The organism is Dysgonomonas sp. GY617 (assembly GCF_015233815.1).
GTDB lineage: Bacteria > Bacteroidota > Bacteroidia > Bacteroidales > Dysgonomonadaceae > Dysgonomonas_A.
The window spans coordinates 313,737-334,200 of record NZ_JADCLR010000023.1; the positions used below are offsets into that span (position 1 = coordinate 313,737).

Here is a 20,464-nt window from a genome sequence, read left to right on the forward strand (position 1 = left end):
CTTTACTCTATTTCTGCACATTAGTATTCATTTAAAGATTAACACAACAGGTCTGTAACCTCTTACTTATATAGATAGTACTTTTTCGATAATTGCTTAAAAGGAGCTACTTCTTTATACCAGAAATCAGAAATATCTGCAAACTTGTTATTCTTAGCAAAATTTAATCGAACATAATCACTACCTGATACCTGATCGAACATTCTGAAACGCTTATCATTAGCATTGTCAAATACAGCCTTATCGGGATAGAGATTTGCAATTTCCTGCATCACATAAAATTGTATTTCCGATAACCGAGCTTTTTCATAATTCATTATATGAACCTGTACACCTTCTAGTTGCTTACCTTGTCCAAACGAATAAAAAGGTTTCAAGTACATAGGTCTGAAATAAAGACCGGGTAGGTGCAGATTATTGAGGTTGGCAGCCAAATCTTCAGCTTTAATCCACTCAGCAGCAAACATCTGAAACGGAATAGTATATCCAACACCGATAGACATATAACCCAATTCGCCCAAGATACCCGATACGGGATAGAAAACAGCGGAAATAGGTTGTGGAATATGAGGTGAAGAAGGAATCCACTGTAAGCCGGTTTCTTCATATCTCATTTTTCTTTTCCACGATTTCATCTTTACCACTTGTAGCTTGCATTGTTTTTTCAACATATTCTCTCCATTCAGTAACAAAGCCAATTCGCCACAAGTAAGTCCATAGACATACGGTATCTTAAACTGACTGACAAATGAAATGAACTCATCGTCTACCAATCCACCTTCAACTTTTAATCCACCCAAAGGGTTAGGTCTGTCGAGAACAACAAATTCTATTCCTTGCTCCGCAGCGCCCTGCATAGCCAGCCCCATTGTACTGATATAAGTAAACGAACGGCATCCTATATCTTGAATATCGTACACTAAAACGTCAATACCTTCAAGCATTTCGGGTGTAGGCACTCTTGTTTTTCCGTGCAATGAATAAACAGGTAAACCTGTCTTTGGGTCAGTTACATTATCCACATGATCTCCTGCATGAGCATCGCCACGTACACCATGTTCGGGTGCAAACAAGGCTACTAACTTTACATTAGGTGCTTCGTGCAAAATATCGATGGTCGATTTCATATGATTGTCAACACCCGTCGGATTAGTAATTAAGCCGACACGTTTTCCTTCTAGCACTTTGAATTTTTGTTCTTTCAGAACCTCTATTCCTGTTTTTATCGTTATTTTCTGAGCATAAGTATTTGCAATCACAGCCCAGAGAACAAGTAATATTGCTAATCCTCTTTTCATATTCTATATTATGATTGTTATTTTTTTTCTTCTTTTGCTTTACCGTAGTTAGGATCTATTTTCAACAATGATACCGCTATGATCGGGATGATACTACAAATCATAACCCATACAAAGAAATGGTTATACCCTAGTAATTCTTGTAACCAACCGGCAAACATTCCTGGAATCATCATACCCAATGCCATAAATCCTGTACAAATTGCATAGTGAGCAGTTTTTTGCTCTCCATCAGCATAGTACATCAGATATAGCATATAAGCAGTGAAACCAAAACCGTAACCAAACTGTTCAATAAATACACAGATATTAATTAGTATTAAACTTTCGGTTTGTGCAAAACTTAAGTAAACAAATGTAAGTATTGTAAGCAGCATGCTTAAGGTCATAGGCCAAAGCCATCTTTTTAGTCCACCACGTGCCGCAGCAAAACCTCCGATAATACCACCAATTGTAAGCCCGATAATACCAACAGTACCATATACCAAGCCAACTTCGCCCGTAGTAAGCCCTAAACCTCCAATTTCTCGAGAATCAAGCAAAAACGGATTTATTAACTTAAGTAATTGAGCTTCTGAAAAGCGATAGGTCAACATAAAGAAAATTGCAGCCAATGCTTGTGGTTTCTTAAAGAAAGACACGAAAGTTTTAGAGAACTCCTTGAATATGGAACTTGCCGTAACATGTGTATGTGCTACATCGGAAGCTGGTCGGGGTAAAAATACCCGATGATAAAAGCTGAAAAATACAAATAAGCCTGCTAATACGAAGAATGTGATAGACCACGCAAATGGAATATTCCCTGACAAACCTTTATACTCTGCTCTACTGGTTTCAGACAGCTTTGGATCGACCTGAAAAACTACATACGCCGGTTTATTCCAGTTTTTTTCGTTAAAGGAAAGTCTATCTCCCGATATAAGAGAAATACTTCTGTCCCCTTTATTCATTGTTGTATTCAGTACCATTTCTTTGCCCAAATCGGGTTGCTTCGAAAGTCGTACTGCTACCACCGCCACATTACCTGCCTGATTAGAAGTAGATTCATCAACCTCTCTTTTTTCACCAAACGAATCTCGAATCCAATTACCTAACGGCTGAGATACATATAATGTCCACCAACTAGCTTTATTCTTTTCAACCTCAGCTTTATGCGCTTCTGTTTCTTTAATTACAAATCCATTGTTTTCATTAGATGCTGTAATTGACTTCATAAATACACTAAGGCTATCTTTGTCAACACCCTGCGTACCCATTTTCACAGTCTCTTTATCTACAATAAAAGTGATCTTACCTTCTTGCTCCTGAGAAATGGTATTCTGAGGAATATACATTGTTGACTGTGTATATTGTGGAGATACATCAATATCTATTTTAATAGGTTCACTACCCGATGTACTTTCCAGAAAACCAGCCAATATAATAAGAATACCTTGTCCCATAATGGTTGCCACACGGTAAAAAGTACTTCTGATACCCACGTACATTGCCTGCTGATTGGTATCTAGTGCCAGCATATAAAAGCCATCTGCCGCAATATCGTGTGTTGCCGAACTGAATGCCAAGAGCCAGAAAAATGCTAATGTAGCCTGAAAGAAGAATGGCAAAGGAATAGTAAAAGCAATTCCCGCAAAGCCCGCTCCTATAAGTAACTGCATGATAACAATCCACCAACGTTTAGTTTTCAGCAAATCGACAAACGGACTCCAAAAGGGTTTTATAACCCATGGCAAATACAACCAACTAGTATATAATGCAATATCGGTATTAGATATTCCCATACGTTTGTACATAATGACGGCAATAGTCATTACGGCAACATAGGGAAGACCTTCGGCGAAATAAAGAGTAGGAATCCACGCCCAAGGCGATTTTTGTTTCTTTTCTTGCATAGTTTTATCTCTTAAGGTTTCAGACCTTACTTTGGTAAGTCCTTTATTTTTTTTATTAAGATCAGCATATTGGCATCACTTATGCATACCTCTTTTAATATCGTTTCTATATCTTTAGAAGTAATCTTATTAAAATCTTTTTCGAGCGGAGTGATTAGTACACCTCCCAAATCGACCGATGCAGGGCTGATTAAGATATTATCGTCACCTTCAGCAAAGAAGCAAGCCGGACGGTGTTTCGCACGAGGAAAAATACAACTGAACCATTTCCCATCTTCATACCAAGAAATAATATTCATCATCGGCTCTTTTTCGCCTTCTTTTATTTCCAGTAAAGAATATAGTTTATTGAAGAATTCAACAGCTCTATCTTTATCTTCGGCTTCAATTAAGAAACCATTCCTTAGATATTTTTTAAATGCAGAAACGGTTAAACCTTCGGTCTCTAATACTATTTCTTTATCTATTTGTTTAATATCTTCTTTGATAGGCATAAGTCCTTTGCTCCCTGCCTGAAAATGAGCATGGTCGGGTGCAGAAGCTCCACATTTGGGTCCATTATAAAAAAAGGTATACTCATTCAAGTCCTTCGCCAGAGCCAGCATCTCTTTATACCTGTTTAAAACTAATTGATCTACATGCTCATAAGTAGGTATTGTAAAATGTTGTGGAAATATTGGAAATGGATTGACTAATATCTGATAAGTATTCTCAAACGGTATACCCTTCTGTACCAATGGCAAGTTTGCCGGACACAAGAAACATTTTCTCTCCTGAATGGATTTTGTATCTACCTTTGCTGCTGACGATTGAATTCGTCCCGGATTAAATTGCACTTTAATTACAAACCCATCAAAAGAGAAATCTTTTGATTCGACATTTGCTAAAGCCTCATAGTTTAATCGGGCTTGCTCCCACTCTTGTAATTGTTCCAAAAGTAGACTTTTAGCATCATCGGATGTTACATGTGTTTTCATTCAATTATTATTTTATTGTAGGGGCTAACTTATTTATACGACCACCTTAGAAGGCAGACACATAAGCCTGCCCTACGGTAACCTTATTATTTTTTATTGAAACTGATACGTGCCTGTACTTCCCATGTACGTATTCTGTCTTTATAAGTATTGTGTGCATTCATTTTCACAATATCCAATGAAGCATCCGAGTTATCATCCCAACGGCGACACAAATACAGGACATCATATATACGTCCGATCTGATATTCGCGAGAGAAATATAAACCAAGTGCATAATCTTCGCCATAGCTTGTATTAGGGACTTTAATATCTCTCAACAAAGGAGTATAAAAAGCACGCGGAGCACCAAGCCCGTTGATGCGAAGTGCATTATTACGACCATTATCGGGAGTCCACTCTTTATGATCGATAATACCAGGAGGAATCATCTTCATCTCGAAATCGGTCAACATATATGTACCAACAACCATAGCACAGTTTTGCTCATAGAAAGCATCTACAATCTTTTGTAACGTATTTTCATCCGAATATACATCGTCGCTATCCAATTGCACGGCAAACTTTCCACACTTCGGATGGTGTACTCCTGCATTCCAGCAACCACCAATACCCAATTCTTTGTTTTCGGGAATAACATGAATCAAACGCTCATCAGAAGCAAATTTTTCAATAGCTTCGCTTGTTCCATCTGTAGAATAATTATCTACAATGATAAGGTTAAACTTGAAGTTAGTTTTCTGACTCAATACAGATTTCACTGCATCTGTAATAGTACGGATACGATTACGAACGGGAATTATAACTGATGCTTCGAATTCAAAATCAGCTTTATTAAACTCAATCTTCTTGAATTGAGGTTTAAGGTAAGCGCCTATTTTCTTTAGATGATCGGTACAAGCTTTCTCCATTTCTATCTGTACTTCCCTGTTTTTAGGATCTACATAATCGAAAATCTTTTCGCCACTTTTACGCGTATCGTTTTCTATTTCGGTATATAGATATTCGTTGATGTGTACCAATTCTGCTATTTGCGAAACCTTTAATCTTAGGTCATACAATCCTGCAAATTTATAAGCTGTGTCCATTTGAGAAACAGCATTCTTTAAATCATCCGACTTGTAAATAAGAACAGACCCGAAGTTAAAATCATCTCTTAAACTTCCTTTTTGGTAAGTTATCACTGGACAATTCTTTTTATCGTCACCTACAACTTGATAATGGTCTGCATAAATAAGTCCTGCATCAGAATCTTGTGCCAATTGAATCATACGATCCAAAGCAAAATAACCTAATCTAAGATCTGCCGATTTAGTATAGATCAATGTATATGCTGTATCTGCTTTTGCAGCTATTTTTTTGATTGTATCTGTCGATTTTAATGAGTCGATCGAAATAACCTCGCAACCCTCTACTTTATCTTTACAATCGTTATCGGTCAGTAAATAGATTTTATTTACCAGCTGTGATGCTTTCAAAGTTTCAACAGTCTCTTTTACTTGATTTGCACTTTGAAATGGAATAAAGCAATTAATATTTACTTTCATATTTTTTTGAAATTATGTAATACAAAATTTATTATTTCTTAGTTGTAGAAGTATATATTATACACCTCTACTTATATCATATTCTCTTTTTTTCTTACTAATAACAGGAGTCCTATAAACGTAAAGAAAGCATTCATTATCAGAAGTTCGTAACTAAACTGATATCCATTGAACCACTCCTTCGAGTTTTTATCGATAATAAAACAAAGTATTGGTGCCACGATTGCTACAAGTGGAATGAATTTGTCCTTTACCGCTTTCTTCGTCAAAATACCAAATACAAAGAGTCCTAAAATAGGTCCGTATGTATAACTGGCAAGAATATAAACAGCATCTATAACAGAAGTATTATTTAAGACATTAATTATAATGATTACAATACCCATTACAGCAGCCATACCCACATGTACTTTTTTACGGATTTTGGCTACTTCTTCCTCGGTTTTCGTCTTCGGACTTTCCAATATATCCACCGTAAATGAAGTAGTAAGTGCGGTGAGTGCCGACCCCGCTGCAGCATAAGCAGCCGATATAAGACCTATCACAAACAATACTCCTACAATAATGGGGAAATATCCTTTAGTTGCCAACATGGGGAACAACTCATCACTCTTGGTAGGTAAAGGCACATTGTTTTGTGCTGCGAATGTATAAAGCAGAACTCCCAACATAAGGAACAGAAGAATAATGAAGAGCTGTAACACTCCGCTGGTAACCATATTCTTTTGAGAATCCTTGTAATTCTTACAACTCAAAGTCTTTTGCATCATATCCTGATCGAGCCCCGTTGTGGCAATCACCGTAAATATTCCTGCAAGAAATTGTTTGAAAAAGAAACGCTTATCGTTTACATCATCAAAAAAGAATATTTTAGAGTAATCGTGATCGTAGATCGTAGACAATGTGCTCGAAAAGTTGAGTCCTAAATTAGAGGCGATATAGTAAATACACAATCCAACCGAAAATATAAGACAGAAAGTTTTCAGCGAATCTGTCCATATCAACGATTTCACTCCACCTCTAAACGTATAAAGCCATACAAGTCCCACTGTAAATATTACATTTATAAAAAAGGATAGCCCAAAAGATTCGAATACTAAAAACTGTAATACCAGACAAACCAAAAACAGACGCACGGCAGCACCCAACATTTTGGATATAAAGAAAAACCATGCTCCCGTTTTATAAGTTGATATGCCAAAGCGAGTTTCAAGATATTCGTAAATAGAAGTCAGATTCATCTTATAGAAAAGAGGTATCAATACAAATGCAATGATCAATTGCCCCACTACAAACCCCATTACCATTTGCAGATATGCAAAGCCACTTGTTGCCACCATTCCCGGTACAGACACAAAGGTGACTCCCGAAATAGCCGATCCGATCATTGCAAAAGCAACAACATACCACGACGATTTTCGATTGCCTACAAAGAAGCCCTGATTATCGGCTCTACGTCCTGTAACATAGGATATACCAAAAAGGACAACAAAATAAGAGGCAATAGTTAGTAATACTAATATAGGATCCATAGTTGTTTGATCTAAAAATATTTAATGATCTGTTTCTTGTTGCAAGAACAAACCTATATAATGCTTTCTCTGGCTGAATATATAAAGCTTCCCCTACTACATCAAAGGTCTACAACCTTTATTCTTCATACAATAAATAGGGGGCTCGTTGTTTCTTAAACTTAGTAACATCATCCTGCCACATTTCTTTAATTTCCTGAGCTGATTTCCCCTCTATTATCATTTTTCGAATGTAGTCAACACCTACCAACTTTTCGAAGAATGGACGAAAAAAATGATCATCTAAATTAAGATTTTTATAAGCATCTATAACATATGATAAATCAAAACCATTTTTAAAAATTTCTTCATCCGATACACTCCTCAAATCCACACCATAACACAGTCTGTTTAACTGTGGAGGATTTTTTGCCCCCTCAATACTTCTCGGTGTAAACGAAAAGCTATAGCCTTTCATATTGGGATGGCCGTACACTTGGAAAGGAAAGGAAGTACCACGCCCCAAACTTACAGGTGTAGCCTCAAACAAACAAGTAGAAGGATATAAATAGATAGACTTCATATTCGGAAGATTTGGAGACGGAGCTATCGGCAATTGATACAGAGTTTGATGTGTATAATTCTTACACTTAATCACCGTTACATCGCATATTCGCGACTCGGGTAACCATCCTTCACCATTTATCATGAGAGCCAATTCAGCCAATGTCATTCCATGTACCACCGGAATAGGAAGCCAACCTACCCCCGATTTGTGTTTCATATCTAATATCGGTCCATCCACATAATGCCCGTTGGGATTAGGTCTGTCCAAAACAATCATTTTCTTATTATATTCTGCACAGGCGTCCATCAACTTAGCCATTGTAATATAATAGGTATAAAAACGCAAGCCGACATCCTGAATATCAATAATCATAACATCAAAAAGATCCATAGATTCTTTACTCGGTTTACCTGCATCTCCATCGTACAATGAGCGAATGGGTACACCTGTTTTTTCATCTACCGAACTTGAGACATGCTCGCCTGCATCTGCATTGCCCCTGAAACCATGTTCGGGCGAAAATATGGCGACCACATTGAATTTACTCTTTACCAAAAGATCAACCAAATGTTCATTACCAACCATACCAGTGTGATTAGACATAACGGCTATCCGTTTTCCTTTCAACAAGGGAAAGTATTCTTTAGTAGATTCGGCTCCTACCAATACCTCCGCAGACTGCGAATATACTTGTAAAATACTACTAAAAAATAAGATGATAACAATCTTGATTATTTTCATGGTTCTATTAATTTGACAGATAAGTAATCTAATATATGTTATTCAAAGTAAACAATTGCACTTTCGGCATGAGTAGGACTCAAACTGGTTATACCATAACGATATTTTTTCAAATCCTTATTATCCTTATAAGGTAATTTTACTTCCGTTAAACCAGTTACAGCAACAATATATTCAGCATTATTTTTATTAACTGGCTCGCCTTTCTTGAACTTGTATATTACAAAACGTTTTGCATTGTCTCCCCTATCCCATCTTAAATGCAGATACTTATCTTGCTCCAATTTCATAGATACATTCTGAGGATTTTGAGGTTCTATTCTTTCAATTCTATTATTCTCTGGTGAAATTGTCAATGTCTTATACTCATTTCTAATCAACTTCGGAATATTATATTCGGGATTAAAGAACGATTTTGCACTGAAATATATTTCTCCCTGTAAATTAGGATCACTCATATTTCGACGAATCTGCTTAACCAGTTGTTTAGGATTGTGCCATTCTTTTTGTTTTGCGGTTTTAGACACTCGATAAGGAGCTAAACCCGCATATACATTAGCACCATAGTTATATTTAGACCACCAATCGGCTAATATTGCATAATCGGCAATAGGATATCCTATATTAAAATATAATTGAGGCAGCACATAATCTATCCATCCTTTTTCTTGCCAGAGCAGTATATCAGCATACAAACCGTCATAGTTACTCATAGCCTTAGTCTCTGAACCTCTCGGATCTTCTGTCTTATTTCGCCAGATAGCAAATGGAGAGATACCAAATTCTACCCAAGGTTTTTCTTCTTTGATAGCCTCATTCACTTCCTTGATAATAAGGTTTACATTATTTCTTCTCCAATCACCTTTATCCGTAAATCCACGAGGATGTTGTACAAAGGTTAATGAATCGGGAAACTCTTCACCTGCTATTTTATAAGGATAGAAGTAGTCATCCATATGAATAGCGTCAATATCATAATTACCAACTATATCTTTTACTACTTTGCAGGTAAATTGACGTACTTCATCCAATCCAGGATTAAAATACTTGGCTTTACCATAGTTAATAATCCACTCGGGATGTTTATTCAAAATATGATCTTTTGCATAACTATTATTAACCGCAGTATCGTAATTTACACGATATGGATTCAACCAAACATGTAGATACATCCCTCTTTTGTGGCATTCATTAACTACAAATTGTAGAGGATCATATCCCATATCTTTCCCTTGCTCTCCAGTTAACCAATAGCTCGATGGCTCAAACTTCGATTTATAAAAGGCATCAGCAGTTGGTCGTATTTGAAAAATGACCGTATTCATATTGCACGATTGCATCTTATCCAATAACGTAACCATCTCTTCTTGTTGCGTTTCAATAGGAAGCCCTCGTTTTGTAGGCCAGTCAATATTATCTACGGTAGCTACCCACAATCCACGCAAAGCTCTTTTATTAGTCTGAGCAGATAAATAGGTTACAAAACTACATAGTATTAGTAATAAGCTTATGGTCTTTTTCATTGATAATAGGCTTTTAAGTTGAAGGTCTAAGACCTATCTTATAAAGTAATCTTTTAGTAAGAGCTCTTCTTCATAAATATTACAAAGAAGAGCTTCTTCTATTTGTGTTTAGGATTATTCACCCCATCCTCTTGTTTGTTTAAGAGTATATCCTCTTGTCTCATAATCGGTTATTTGATTTAGTCCAACCGGAGCCAAGTAAACATTCACACCTGCTATATTTTCGAACGGATCTCTATCTACAACTCCCGCAGGACTAAAATATCCTACCATATCGCTGTTATTAGTTCCATCATAAATAACGCGTGTTCCATTTTCTTTTATAACAGACACTTTACCTTTATTACTTGCAGTCAACAAACCAGGTAATTCAGCAGGAATATCTATCCATATACTTTTCAGAATATCAGGATGTGTAGTTCCATTCATATATCCTATTTTTTTCCAACGTCTAAGGTCTGCAATACGCGAATGCTCCAAGAAGAATTCCATACGGCGTTCGCGGCGTATCTCCCAAATCAAAGGAGGTACATCTGAATCACGAGCAGGATCATAAGAGTCAGTAATAGCAGTCAACTCCATTGCTTTAGTTTTACTTACACCTCTAGCAATAGCTTCTGCATCCAAAGGTCTGTTTCGTATTTTATTTATTGATAGATTAATATCCGATTGTGTAACGGCTGCACCACCTAAAGTGGCTAGTTCGGCTTTAGCTTCAATCCAATTCAGAAGTATTTCCGAATAACGGATAACTGGATAATCATTGGTATTATTAGTTGAAGTAAACTTAGCGGGAAGATTAACGCCTTCGTAGCTTGTACCTTCTCTACTAATAAACTTAGTAGCATAAATAGCAGAACTCACCGCTTGCATTCTTGGCTTATAAAAGAATGTAGCTTCGAAGCGAGGGTCACGGGTTTTAACCAGATTGGCTAGATCAAATTTATTGGCATTGCTTAATGTTGAATTTTGCCAAGTCTTACCATCACTACATGTAAATGCTTTTAACAATGCAAGGTTTGCTCCTATTGCCATAGACTCATTCAAATTAGAATTTGATGCAACCGAATGTGTTACCAATTTAGCACTGCTATAATGACGGAACAATATACAATCTTTATTGCCTTTCAAATCTTCTGAACCAAACAAGCTGCGGAAATCTGTTACAATATCATACTTGCCGCTATTCATCAAAAATTCAGATGCTTCTTTAGCAAATTGTAAAAATTTCTGAGCTCTGGCAGTATTGTTGTAATGATATTTTTGCCAAGTACCTTCTATCAACATCAATCGACTTGCATAACCAGCTACAATATATCGGTTTACTGATTGCTCACCATCATTTACTCGAACATTCTCCAAAGCATATTTAAAATCATCATAAACTGCATCCATTACCACATCCCTTGGAGTTCTGTCTTTGTATAACTCATCCAATTCATTGTCTAATATAAGACGGTCATAATAGGGTACATCGCCAAATGTTTGTACTAATGTTGAATAATACATTGATCTGAAAAACTTGGCAACACCTATCCAATGTGCTTTTTGTTCCTCATTAAGAATCGTAGACATTCTGCTTTCAACACGATCAATCATCAAGTTCGATTTACGCACCCAATAGAAATTCCATGTCGGACCAGTATAATTAGCCAACCAAGCAGGAAAATCAGTATAAGTAGTAGATGTAGGCGGTGCGCTAGAGCCAACAGAAGCAGGTATCGAAACATCAAAATTCTTTTGTTTAGCAGCAGTCATCACATCATCACTAAAGGTATACCCCGTGATTGGCGTATAATTTACTCCCCAGTTAACATTATATCCTACAAAGAGGTAGGGATAATATTCGTTCATAAAGAGACGAACATTATTTTCATTAACCCAATAAGTATCATCATTTGCCGACGACAATTGAGGTCGATCAAGTACGTCTTCGCAACTCGAAAAAAGTATAAAGACGATTGAGGTAAATAATATTATCTTAGTTTTCATTGTATTTATAGTTTAGAGTTAGAAACTTAGTTGAATCCCAAATGAAGCTGTTTTGAATGTTGGAATACCTGCTCCCGTACGACCTCCGTTATAGTTAGTCTCATTGAACATTGAGTATCCTGCAACCGCTTCCGGATCGATAGGCAAGCCTCTTAGTTTATCAAAAGTCACTAAATTTTCAAATGAAACATAAAAACGTGCTTTTGTCAAGTACAACTTTTTAAGTGTAGGTGTAGGTATTGAATACCCAAACGTTAGATTCTTCATTCTCAAATAAGCCATATTTAACAAATAGCGCGATTGTTGTTGCATATTATATATGCTTGAACTTCCCGCTAAATTGAAAGCACGAGGATAAAATGCATCAGTACGGTCTTCTGTCCAGAAATCGCCTGCTATAGCCTGAGCCATGGCTCCGTCATTGGAGTTAAAACCTGCTATTGCCAAAGGTCCATTACCCCAAACATCACGTTTTCCAACTCCTTGGAAGAATACCGACATATCGAATCCTTTAAAATCTGCTCCCAAACGGAATCCATATTCGTAACGTGGAGTTGAGTTACCGATGACTGTTAAGTCACCCATATCACCAACAGTTCTTGAGCCATCGTTTATTGCACCGTCTCCATTCAAATCAACATACTTGACATCACCAGGACCAAATTTAAAGTTACCACCTTCAAGCTTTGCCTGATACACAGGATTGTCACCTTTAAGTTTATAAACTGTTCTTTCCACTCCGTCAACTTTTACAGTAGTTGTTAACAAATTACCATTTCCATCCGTTTCAAAATCAGCCCACTGATACAATCTATCCGTTTTATAACCATATATATCGCCATAGCGTCTACCTGTAAATTGTCCATCTATTGATCTGTCTTCCATTGGAAGTAAATGATCTGCATTTTGAGTTATATAAGTAGATGCATCAGAGAAGGTAGCCAATCCATTTATTGATAGACCATTTGAAAATCTGTGATTAAAATCAACTGCTACTTCCCAACCTCTTGTTCTTAAGTTACCATAATTACCTTGAGGCGCAGGTGTACCAAATGTATATGGTAAAGCATCTCCCGGAATAATCATATTATTGGTTTTACGTTGAAACCAATCTACAGACACACCTATTTTATCTTTAAGAAATCTAAGATCAAGACCAAGATTTAGATTCTCGATATTTTGCCATGTAATATTTGACTGAACAGCTAAAGGATTACGGAACGATTCGAACTGTGTATCACCATTCAACCAAGTAGTTGTATAATTCGTTAAGATAGGTACATACAAGTTGTTAGGTACAGACTGATCTCCTACCGATCCCCATGATGCTCTGAATTTTGTAAAACTCAAAACAGGATTTAAATTTAACGATTCTATAAATTTCTCATTGCTTAATATCCAGCCGGCAGAGAAAGAAGGAAACCATCTCCATCTCAAATCTGTTGGAAATTTAGAAGATCCATCGTAACGTAAATTAGCTTCTAATAGATACTTATCCATATACGCATAATTGATACGTCCAAAATATCCTAACTGACTTTCCCAATACTCTTCGCCACTACCTGTAACATTACCAGTAGCTAAAGGGAATTGAGGATTAGAAAAATCAAGTAATCCTGTTTTTTGAGTCCAGTTCTCTGCATATTTTTTAGTTACCCTATTCAGACCTAACATAAATTTAAATACATGTTCGGTTTCTCTTCCCAATTTTAAATTGTAGGTAGAATAGGCATTTATAATTCCTTCATCAGTATTTCTTGATCTGCGATAGATGTGATTTTGAGTATTTCCTGCTCCTCCGGGAGGATTATATGTAATCAAAGATAATTGGTATGCAGGCATCGCTCCAGGTGCATCACTAGCCACTTGTTGTCCTGCTGTATTTACATATACTTGATTACCTTGACCATCTGTTCTTAATACCGGAGCAGCAATACTAGCCCAAGAATCTCTTGCTGTAAAATCAACTAAAGCTCTACTTGTTATATCCTGTTGATTAGCATACGTATAATCGAACTTGAAATCCCAGTTCTTAGTAAAATTAACCGTTGCTCCTAAATTTATATTGTGGTATATATTTCTAATACTTGCAGTTTTCGTATTACGAATTTCAGCAACTGGCTCTCTCAAATCCACTCCATCCTCTTGAACTCCAACAGGAGAAATAGGACCCCAACGATACATGTAATACCATGGATCGGAAGTCGAAGAAGCCGAACCTGGATAACGTTTTGTACGATCTGAATAAATTGTACCAGCTCTAACACTGAAATACTTATTGATATCGGTAGTTACATTTACAGAAGCATTATAACGTTTAAAGTCATCGTGCTCAGCTGGTTTTGTCATACCATTTTGAAGTAAATATCCCAATCCTATATTATATCCGGTTTTACCACTTCTACCATTTACCGAAAGATTATGTGTCTGAGCAGGAGACCACTCTCTCACCATTGTTTCATAAGGATCATACAAGCGAACTCCCATATTAGAAGAGCCTTGTCTGTACCAGTCTCTTCCATAAATTAGTGGATCAGTAGCTTTGACTGAACCTCCATATTGAGATAACCATTCTTTTGATCTTTCAAAGCTAGTTCTGTCTATCTTCCAGAATACACCAGAAGTAGTAGATGCGCCCACTCTCTCCATAGCTAATAAACTATACTCTATACCATCAATACCAGCCATTTCCATTTTCTTTGCAACATTTTGCCATGCAAAGTTATTCGAATAACTAACGGTTAACGATTCGGTTTTTGCACCTCTTTTCGTAGTGATTAATATAACACCAAATGCAGCTTTTGAACCATAAATTGAAGTTGATGCTGCATCTTTCAATACAGATATAGATTCTATATCATCAGGGTTTATCATTTGTATACTTGGAACTTCCACATTATCTACAAGAAGTAATGGTGCAGATGATGAACCGGGAACCAGTGATGCTACTTGTCCACGAATCTTCATAGTAGGATCGGATCCCACCTCACCACTGGGTATTGTAACAGTAAGTCCAGGAACTGCACCTTGCAATCCTCGTCCCACATCAGCAATAGGACGACTACCTAATGTCTCATCAACTCTTACAGAAGATACAGCACCTGTTAAGTTTTCCTTCTTTTGAAGACCATAGCCTACCACAACAACTTCAGACATCATTTTAGAATCTTCTTCCATAACAATATTCAAAACTGTTTTGGTCGGCGTAATCGATTGTTGTTTATAGCCAATATAAGTAAATACAACAATAGGATTAGGTGTATTAATATTTAAGGTATATCTCCCATCAATATCTGTAACAGTTCCTGATGTTGTTCCTTTAACAATCACGCTCACACCCACTAATGGTTCTCCCTTATTGTCTTTTACCACCCCTTCTACTTTTTGAATTGTTTGTTGCAACTCAAAAGAAGTATTTGATCCCTCAGGATTAGCCAATACGGGCTGAGTACCCAATATTAAAGCAAAAAAGCAAACAGACAGCAAGAGCAGCCATTTCTTTGACAAAGAATTTGTCATTTTTCTTAATGCATTCATACACTAGTTGATTTAATTTTAATAAAATTATAATTCCACAATAGCAACATAGAGAAGGTTTATATTTAAGGTTCACATTTAATATTCAGAGTCAAATAAAAGTTTTTTTTAACATAAATAAATAAGAGCTTAATGTATTTAGACATACTATCAAAGTATCGGTCAATCTCTCTTCTCTACAAAATCAAAAAAAGAGGAACAAAACCAAAATACTTTCATAATATCACTAAATATCAGAAATAAGAGTCATACTGATTCAATAGATAGAATTAATAGCAAAATAAGAAATAGTTAATAATTTCAGATTATCGTATATTATCATTTAATATAGCATACAAGTTCTTTTTCAAATGTATAATAATATTTGTAACTAAAATAAAAAAAAGAAGTAAACAATCGGATGATTAACTATTATTATTATTTATATACTTATTTTAGTATATAAATAATATTGTAGAATACATAATATACAAATAAACTAAACAAATAGCTCACATTATAATTATAGAAAAATTTATCAATCAATTGGTTTATAGTTTTATCTAATCTTATACTTAGAAGAAGAACACAGATTAAATCCTATTACACAGGATAAATACACAGCTATTAGGAATAATCTCCGAGTGCATTAATTCGCTCTTTTTCCTTAGAGCCAAAGCTTGTTCAACAGGTTTCTCTCGACTGAATTATTAAAGTGCTATATTTCTTCATACATTGTTACCACGTTTTTCTATCTCATATATTTTAGGATTACTAGCAAATAGAGTATTTACAGAATATACTTTAAGTGCTGACATACTCATGTCGTCATGCTCAATATACTGTCTCCAAAAGACATGAGATAAGTATATTAAAAATTCTTTTCCTATTTCGTCTAGAATTCATTGCCATATATTCCTATTCATCAACAATTCTCAATAATTCTTTCATCAACACATTCAGCTCCTCAGAACTTAACAGATTCAATTTTCTAAAATAATTAGTATCCATAACAGTTCTCTGAAATAAATCACTTTTTAGAATATACACCATTCGTCTTTTAGTCAACAATTCGAGAAGATGCTTCTTCCTAATTTCCACCATCAAGAAATCTCACATCAAAAACTGCTTTATTCTAAACCTTTGTATTGGTAATACTAGCCGAAGACAATTTTAAATTTTTAGCTAAAGAAATTATCTGTTCAAAAGAAAAGTTTACTTATCCTCTTATCCTTCTATAACTATCCTCCTTACTCAGATATGCTGATTTCATCACAAAATCAATCGCTTTAACACCAATAGCGTAACTTATATTTAATAGTATTGAGTACTTTTCCCTGCAAAGTACTAATTTTCAGAATATATATTCTAAACCTATTTTGAGACTGCAATCCAATAGATATGTATTTTTTCATACATATTATTAGACAATTAAGACCATGAATAATCAACTCCCAATCTTATCAATATAATTTAGACGCTTTATATCTAAAAGCTGGCAATTCTTTATGACACTCTTAAAAATATAAGAATTCATATGTTTGAAAAAAGAAGGTTTTAAACTACGCAAACAAATTTTTCGCCAAACATAATTCAAACTCTCTAATAAAAAAACAAACGATTGCATACAAGAACAATATGCTATTTGTCATAATTTACACATAAATTCTAGACTCTCACCTGCTTAATTAATAAATATCTCTATTTAGTTTTTTCATTAAGTAAAATTACCACTTTATAAAAAAATGGATAAAGCTATTTTAAATAACCATCTCCTCAAATAGACCAAGTACTACTATTTATTTTTCAGCTAAAAAAAAGTAACATCCTATTTTAGACAAAAGAAACACAACTTTCTTTTCAAAGAGATTCAATATTTTAAAGTTGTCAATATTTACAAAAAATATAATAATACCATATGCGACTTATTCTTGAATACTTTCTTAGTAAATAAAACTATAACAAACATTAAGTATGGTACTTGTAAGTCCAGCACAATAATGAAAACCATATTAAGAAATCAAAAAAGCTTTAAACACTAGTAGAAATATATTAAATAAGTCAATTACAAAATTAGGTTAAATTAGAAGCCTAAAAGTAACATTAACAACCCTACATTAGACTATTAATCTTTCTTTTTATTAGCTTTACTTAAATTTTGAAACAAACGATCTCTAATATTTCCACAGTTCTCAAAAATGAACTAGATTTATTTCTTGGGTATATTTGTAATAAACAGAAGTATTATCAAGAAAAATAAATAACCAGAAGTGATGTAATGAATTTACTTCTGCTGGTTTTAATGCCAATATTATTTGTATAAACAGATTAAGGAATAAGTAACTGTAATATATCGTTTCTTTCGAGCATATAGTCGAACTCAATAAAATATAATTAACATGAAATTTAAAAATTTACTTATTGCACTAACAGTTGTTAGTTGCTTATTTTCTGGTTTTACATCATGTAGTGATAACGATGACAATGAAAAAGCTCCGATTATTGGAACTTGGAATCTAAAAACTACAACAAATGAAGCTGGAGTTAAAGTAGCAGATATGATAACCGACTTTGAGTTTGGTGAAGATGGTGCTGTTTTAGGAGCTATCATAGAAGGTGCCCTAGCTCAATACGGAGTCAATGGTGAAGGATTAGCTAAAAAAATAGACTACGTTAAAGCACAGTTCCAAGAAGATGGTAAGGTCAATATATCATTCAAAGAAACAGGGGCTTCGCAAGAAACCAATCTTTCCAAATTTGTAGATCTACATTACTACACCAGTGTTGATGGTAAAGTTGTATATATAGGAGTCGAAAAAGAGGTTGTAGCTGAGTTACTACCACTGCTAGGCTCTAATATAGATGCTAGTAAACTCTTAAGTATATTGGTCGAATCGGATAAATATTACTCTATTCCTCTAAATCTTGAGATTGAAAACAATTATGCTAAATTCTATCTTAAAAAAGATTATTTAGCTAAAGTGGCAACTGTAGTAGGAGAAATGGGACTATTACCAGAAGGTTTTGACTTTATTCCAGAATGGCTACAAGAATTATCAGAAAATAAAGATGTAAAACTTGACGTTGGCCTCGGCTTTATAAAATAAAATTTGAAGTAAATAATAAGAGTCACGAATAATTCGTGACTCTTATTATTTTAGCTACCTACATAACAAAGTAATAATAAAAACTATTCGAAAAATCTTAAGCCTTGTAATTTTCCCCAAGCTCCACGAGTAAAATCTGGGATTTCGATAGGCATACTTTTATTTAAAACTGATTTTTCACTAAGTTCTACAATACAAGACCACTCTGCTGCATCATAGACATCTTGATCTAGAGGAAGACCATTTCTCAAACAATAAATAAGTCTATAATCCATCAAAAAATCTTTTGCTCTAATTCCTGAAACTTTACATCCTTTTTTCCACAGCTTAGTTATAAAAGGGTGTTCAAATTGAGATAATAAAATTTCCGTTGGGATTTCTCTTTCCAGCACTGAATTAATTAATATATGCTCAGATGGATATTTTTGACAAAAACCTTCAGTTCCATTTAATAAATGTATTCTACTGTATGGTCTGGGATTCGCAATATTATGCTGAAGCATTATAGTATAGCCTTTATGAGTACGGATCAAAGTTGTATTCATATCTCCTAAAGTATAATTTAAGTTGGGATCAAAGGATGACTCCGTATATCGTTCTTTCGAAAAAGCAGTCATACCTCTTTCAATTGATGACATCGATACCAAATAATCCATTTTATCTCCACGATGTATATTCATAGCCTGGCAAATAGGTCCTAAACCATGAGTTGGATAAGGATTACCTGTATGTACCTTATTAAATTGATTTTGCCAATGCTCTTTACCATTTGGAATATTATCACTAAACAATATAGGACGAAGATCATGAATATATGCTCCCTCTCCATGAATTATTTCTCCAAACAAACCTTTCTGAGCCATATTCAAAGTAGAGAGTTCAAAAGAATCATAACAACAATTCTCAAGCATCATACAATGCTTTCTCGTGCTCTCTGCTGTATCAACTAACTGCCAGCATTCATCAATAGTCATAGCTGCAGGAACTTCAACTGCGACATGCTTACCTGCTTCCATAGCATATACAGAAATTGGAGTATGAGAAACCCAATCAGTACAAATATAAACCAAATCAAGATTATGATCTTCGCAGAGCGCTTTCCAGCCATTCAGCCCTGAATACGAAACAGCCCTAGATCTATTATTCCTTAATAGCAGATCTTGTATATTATCAATTGCATCAGATTCTATATCACATATTGCTTTAATCTCAGCTCCTTCAAGGTGAAGAAAACGATTAATTGCTCTAAATGCACGCACACCTAGCCCAACAAAACCAACTCGAACAATATTTAGAGGCTTAGATGTTAATAATAAAACATCTTCTTGACGGGATAATGTCATTAATCTATAGCTTTTTAAATTTAAAGTATCATTACAAATTTACTCAAAGTCTAAATATCTACCAAATTGTATTATTAGAGATCCATTTCACTGGCGATCTCTATTTAGCCATTTTTTCTACACAGAAAAGATTCTTTCTTTCAACAAAAATATCAGAGCCTTTCTAAATTCGAGTGACTGTTTATATTTCCTTTCGAGTCTATATGTTTTTTCTTATTCTTTACAGGTAGGGAGTTCATGAGGTAATCTAGTGTATATAGTAGCTGTATTGTATTGTGTTTGGTTATTGTTCTCATCCTTAAACTTGGGAGAAATCTAAAGAAGCTAGCTCTCGTCTAGTATGTGCATGTATGTACTGTTATATTTAACGGGAACCTTTCTTTTGTATTTGATATGTATAAAAACAAAAAAAAGACTCTGACTAGTTTGCACTAATCAGAGTCTTTTAA

Annotated in this window: 11 protein-coding genes; 1 reads left to right on the forward strand and 10 read right to left on the reverse strand. The window is 34.9% G+C overall.

All coding sequences use genetic code 11. The annotated features are described in order from the left end of the window. Positions 1-62 precede the first annotated feature (62 nt). From IR022_RS14170 to IR022_RS14210, 9 genes are all read right to left on the reverse strand, one after another. On the reverse strand, positions 63-1,298 hold the full coding sequence (locus IR022_RS14170) for an exo-beta-N-acetylmuramidase NamZ domain-containing protein (RefSeq protein ID WP_194204196.1): 1,236 nt from the start codon (positions 1,296-1,298) through the stop codon (positions 63-65). Positions 1,299-1,315: 17 nt separating this feature from the next. After that, entirely contained in the window at positions 1,316-3,190 is a 1,875-nt protein-coding gene (locus IR022_RS20385) for an MFS transporter (protein WP_194204197.1), read from the reverse strand. A 26-nt stretch (positions 3,191-3,216) separates the two neighbouring features. Continuing rightward, positions 3,217-4,167 (reverse strand): DUF4922 domain-containing protein, encoded by a 951-nt coding sequence (locus tag IR022_RS14180; protein ID WP_194204198.1) that lies wholly within the window; start codon positions 4,165-4,167, stop codon positions 3,217-3,219. Positions 4,168-4,253: 86 nt separating this feature from the next. Beyond that, a complete protein-coding gene (locus IR022_RS14185) occupies positions 4,254-5,714 on the reverse strand; it encodes a glycosyltransferase family 2 protein (RefSeq protein ID WP_194204199.1) in 1,461 nt (486 codons plus the stop codon). Between the two features lie 71 nt (positions 5,715-5,785). Continuing rightward, positions 5,786-7,246 (reverse strand): sodium:solute symporter, encoded by a 1,461-nt coding sequence (locus IR022_RS14190; RefSeq protein ID WP_194204200.1) that lies wholly within the window; start codon positions 7,244-7,246, stop codon positions 5,786-5,788. A 118-nt stretch (positions 7,247-7,364) separates the two neighbouring features. Further along, positions 7,365-8,534: an exo-beta-N-acetylmuramidase NamZ domain-containing protein gene (locus IR022_RS14195; RefSeq protein ID WP_194204201.1), complete on the reverse strand. Its 1,170-nt coding sequence runs from the start codon at positions 8,532-8,534 to the stop codon at positions 7,365-7,367. A 38-nt stretch (positions 8,535-8,572) separates the two neighbouring features. After that, entirely contained in the window at positions 8,573-10,057 is a 1,485-nt protein-coding gene (locus IR022_RS14200) for a glycoside hydrolase family 10 protein (protein WP_194204202.1), read from the reverse strand. A 114-nt stretch (positions 10,058-10,171) separates the two neighbouring features. Beyond that, positions 10,172-12,049 (reverse strand): RagB/SusD family nutrient uptake outer membrane protein, encoded by a 1,878-nt coding sequence (locus IR022_RS14205; protein WP_194204203.1) that lies wholly within the window; start codon positions 12,047-12,049, stop codon positions 10,172-10,174. Between the two features lie 18 nt (positions 12,050-12,067). After that, entirely contained in the window at positions 12,068-15,586 is a 3,519-nt protein-coding gene (locus IR022_RS14210; RefSeq protein ID WP_242053260.1) for a SusC/RagA family TonB-linked outer membrane protein, read from the reverse strand. Positions 15,587-17,964: 2,378 nt separating this feature from the next. Between IR022_RS14210 and IR022_RS14215 the strand changes: the two genes are divergently transcribed. Next, entirely contained in the window at positions 17,965-18,672 is a 708-nt protein-coding gene (locus tag IR022_RS14215; RefSeq protein ID WP_050711197.1) for a hypothetical protein, read from the forward strand. Between the two features lie 83 nt (positions 18,673-18,755). Here IR022_RS14215 and IR022_RS14220 read toward each other — a convergent pair whose 3' ends face one another. After that, a complete protein-coding gene (locus tag IR022_RS14220) occupies positions 18,756-20,015 on the reverse strand; it encodes a Gfo/Idh/MocA family protein (protein WP_194204204.1) in 1,260 nt (419 codons plus the stop codon). Positions 20,016-20,464: the final 449 nt, after the last annotated feature.

Bases quoted from the DNA above. Each gene is read 5' to 3' on its own strand.
- IR022_RS20385 (WP_194204197.1), bottom strand. From the start codon at position 3,190: ATGCAAGAAAAGAAACAAAAATCGCCTTGGGCGTGGATTCCTACTCTT.
- IR022_RS14180 (WP_194204198.1), bottom strand. From the start codon at position 4,167: ATGAAAACACATGTAACATCCGATGATGCTAAAAGTCTACTTTTGGAA.
- IR022_RS14185 (WP_194204199.1), bottom strand. From the start codon at position 5,714: ATGAAAGTAAATATTAATTGCTTTATTCCATTTCAAAGTGCAAATCAA.
- IR022_RS14195 (WP_194204201.1), bottom strand. From the start codon at position 8,534: ATGAAAATAATCAAGATTGTTATCATCTTATTTTTTAGTAGTATTTTA.
- IR022_RS14205 (WP_194204203.1), bottom strand. From the start codon at position 12,049: ATGAAAACTAAGATAATATTATTTACCTCAATCGTCTTTATACTTTTT.
- IR022_RS14210 (WP_242053260.1), bottom strand. From the start codon at position 15,586: ATGAATGCATTAAGAAAAATGACAAATTCTTTGTCAAAGAAATGGCTG.
- IR022_RS14215 (WP_050711197.1), top strand. From the start codon at position 17,965: ATGAAATTTAAAAATTTACTTATTGCACTAACAGTTGTTAGTTGCTTA.
- IR022_RS14200 (WP_194204202.1), bottom strand. From the start codon at position 10,057: ATGAAAAAGACCATAAGCTTATTACTAATACTATGTAGTTTTGTAACC.
- IR022_RS14190 (WP_194204200.1), bottom strand. From the start codon at position 7,246: ATGGATCCTATATTAGTATTACTAACTATTGCCTCTTATTTTGTTGTC.
- IR022_RS14170 (WP_194204196.1), bottom strand. From the start codon at position 1,298: ATGAAAAGAGGATTAGCAATATTACTTGTTCTCTGGGCTGTGATTGCA.
- IR022_RS14220 (WP_194204204.1), bottom strand. From the start codon at position 20,015: ATGACATTATCCCGTCAAGAAGATGTTTTATTATTAACATCTAAGCCT.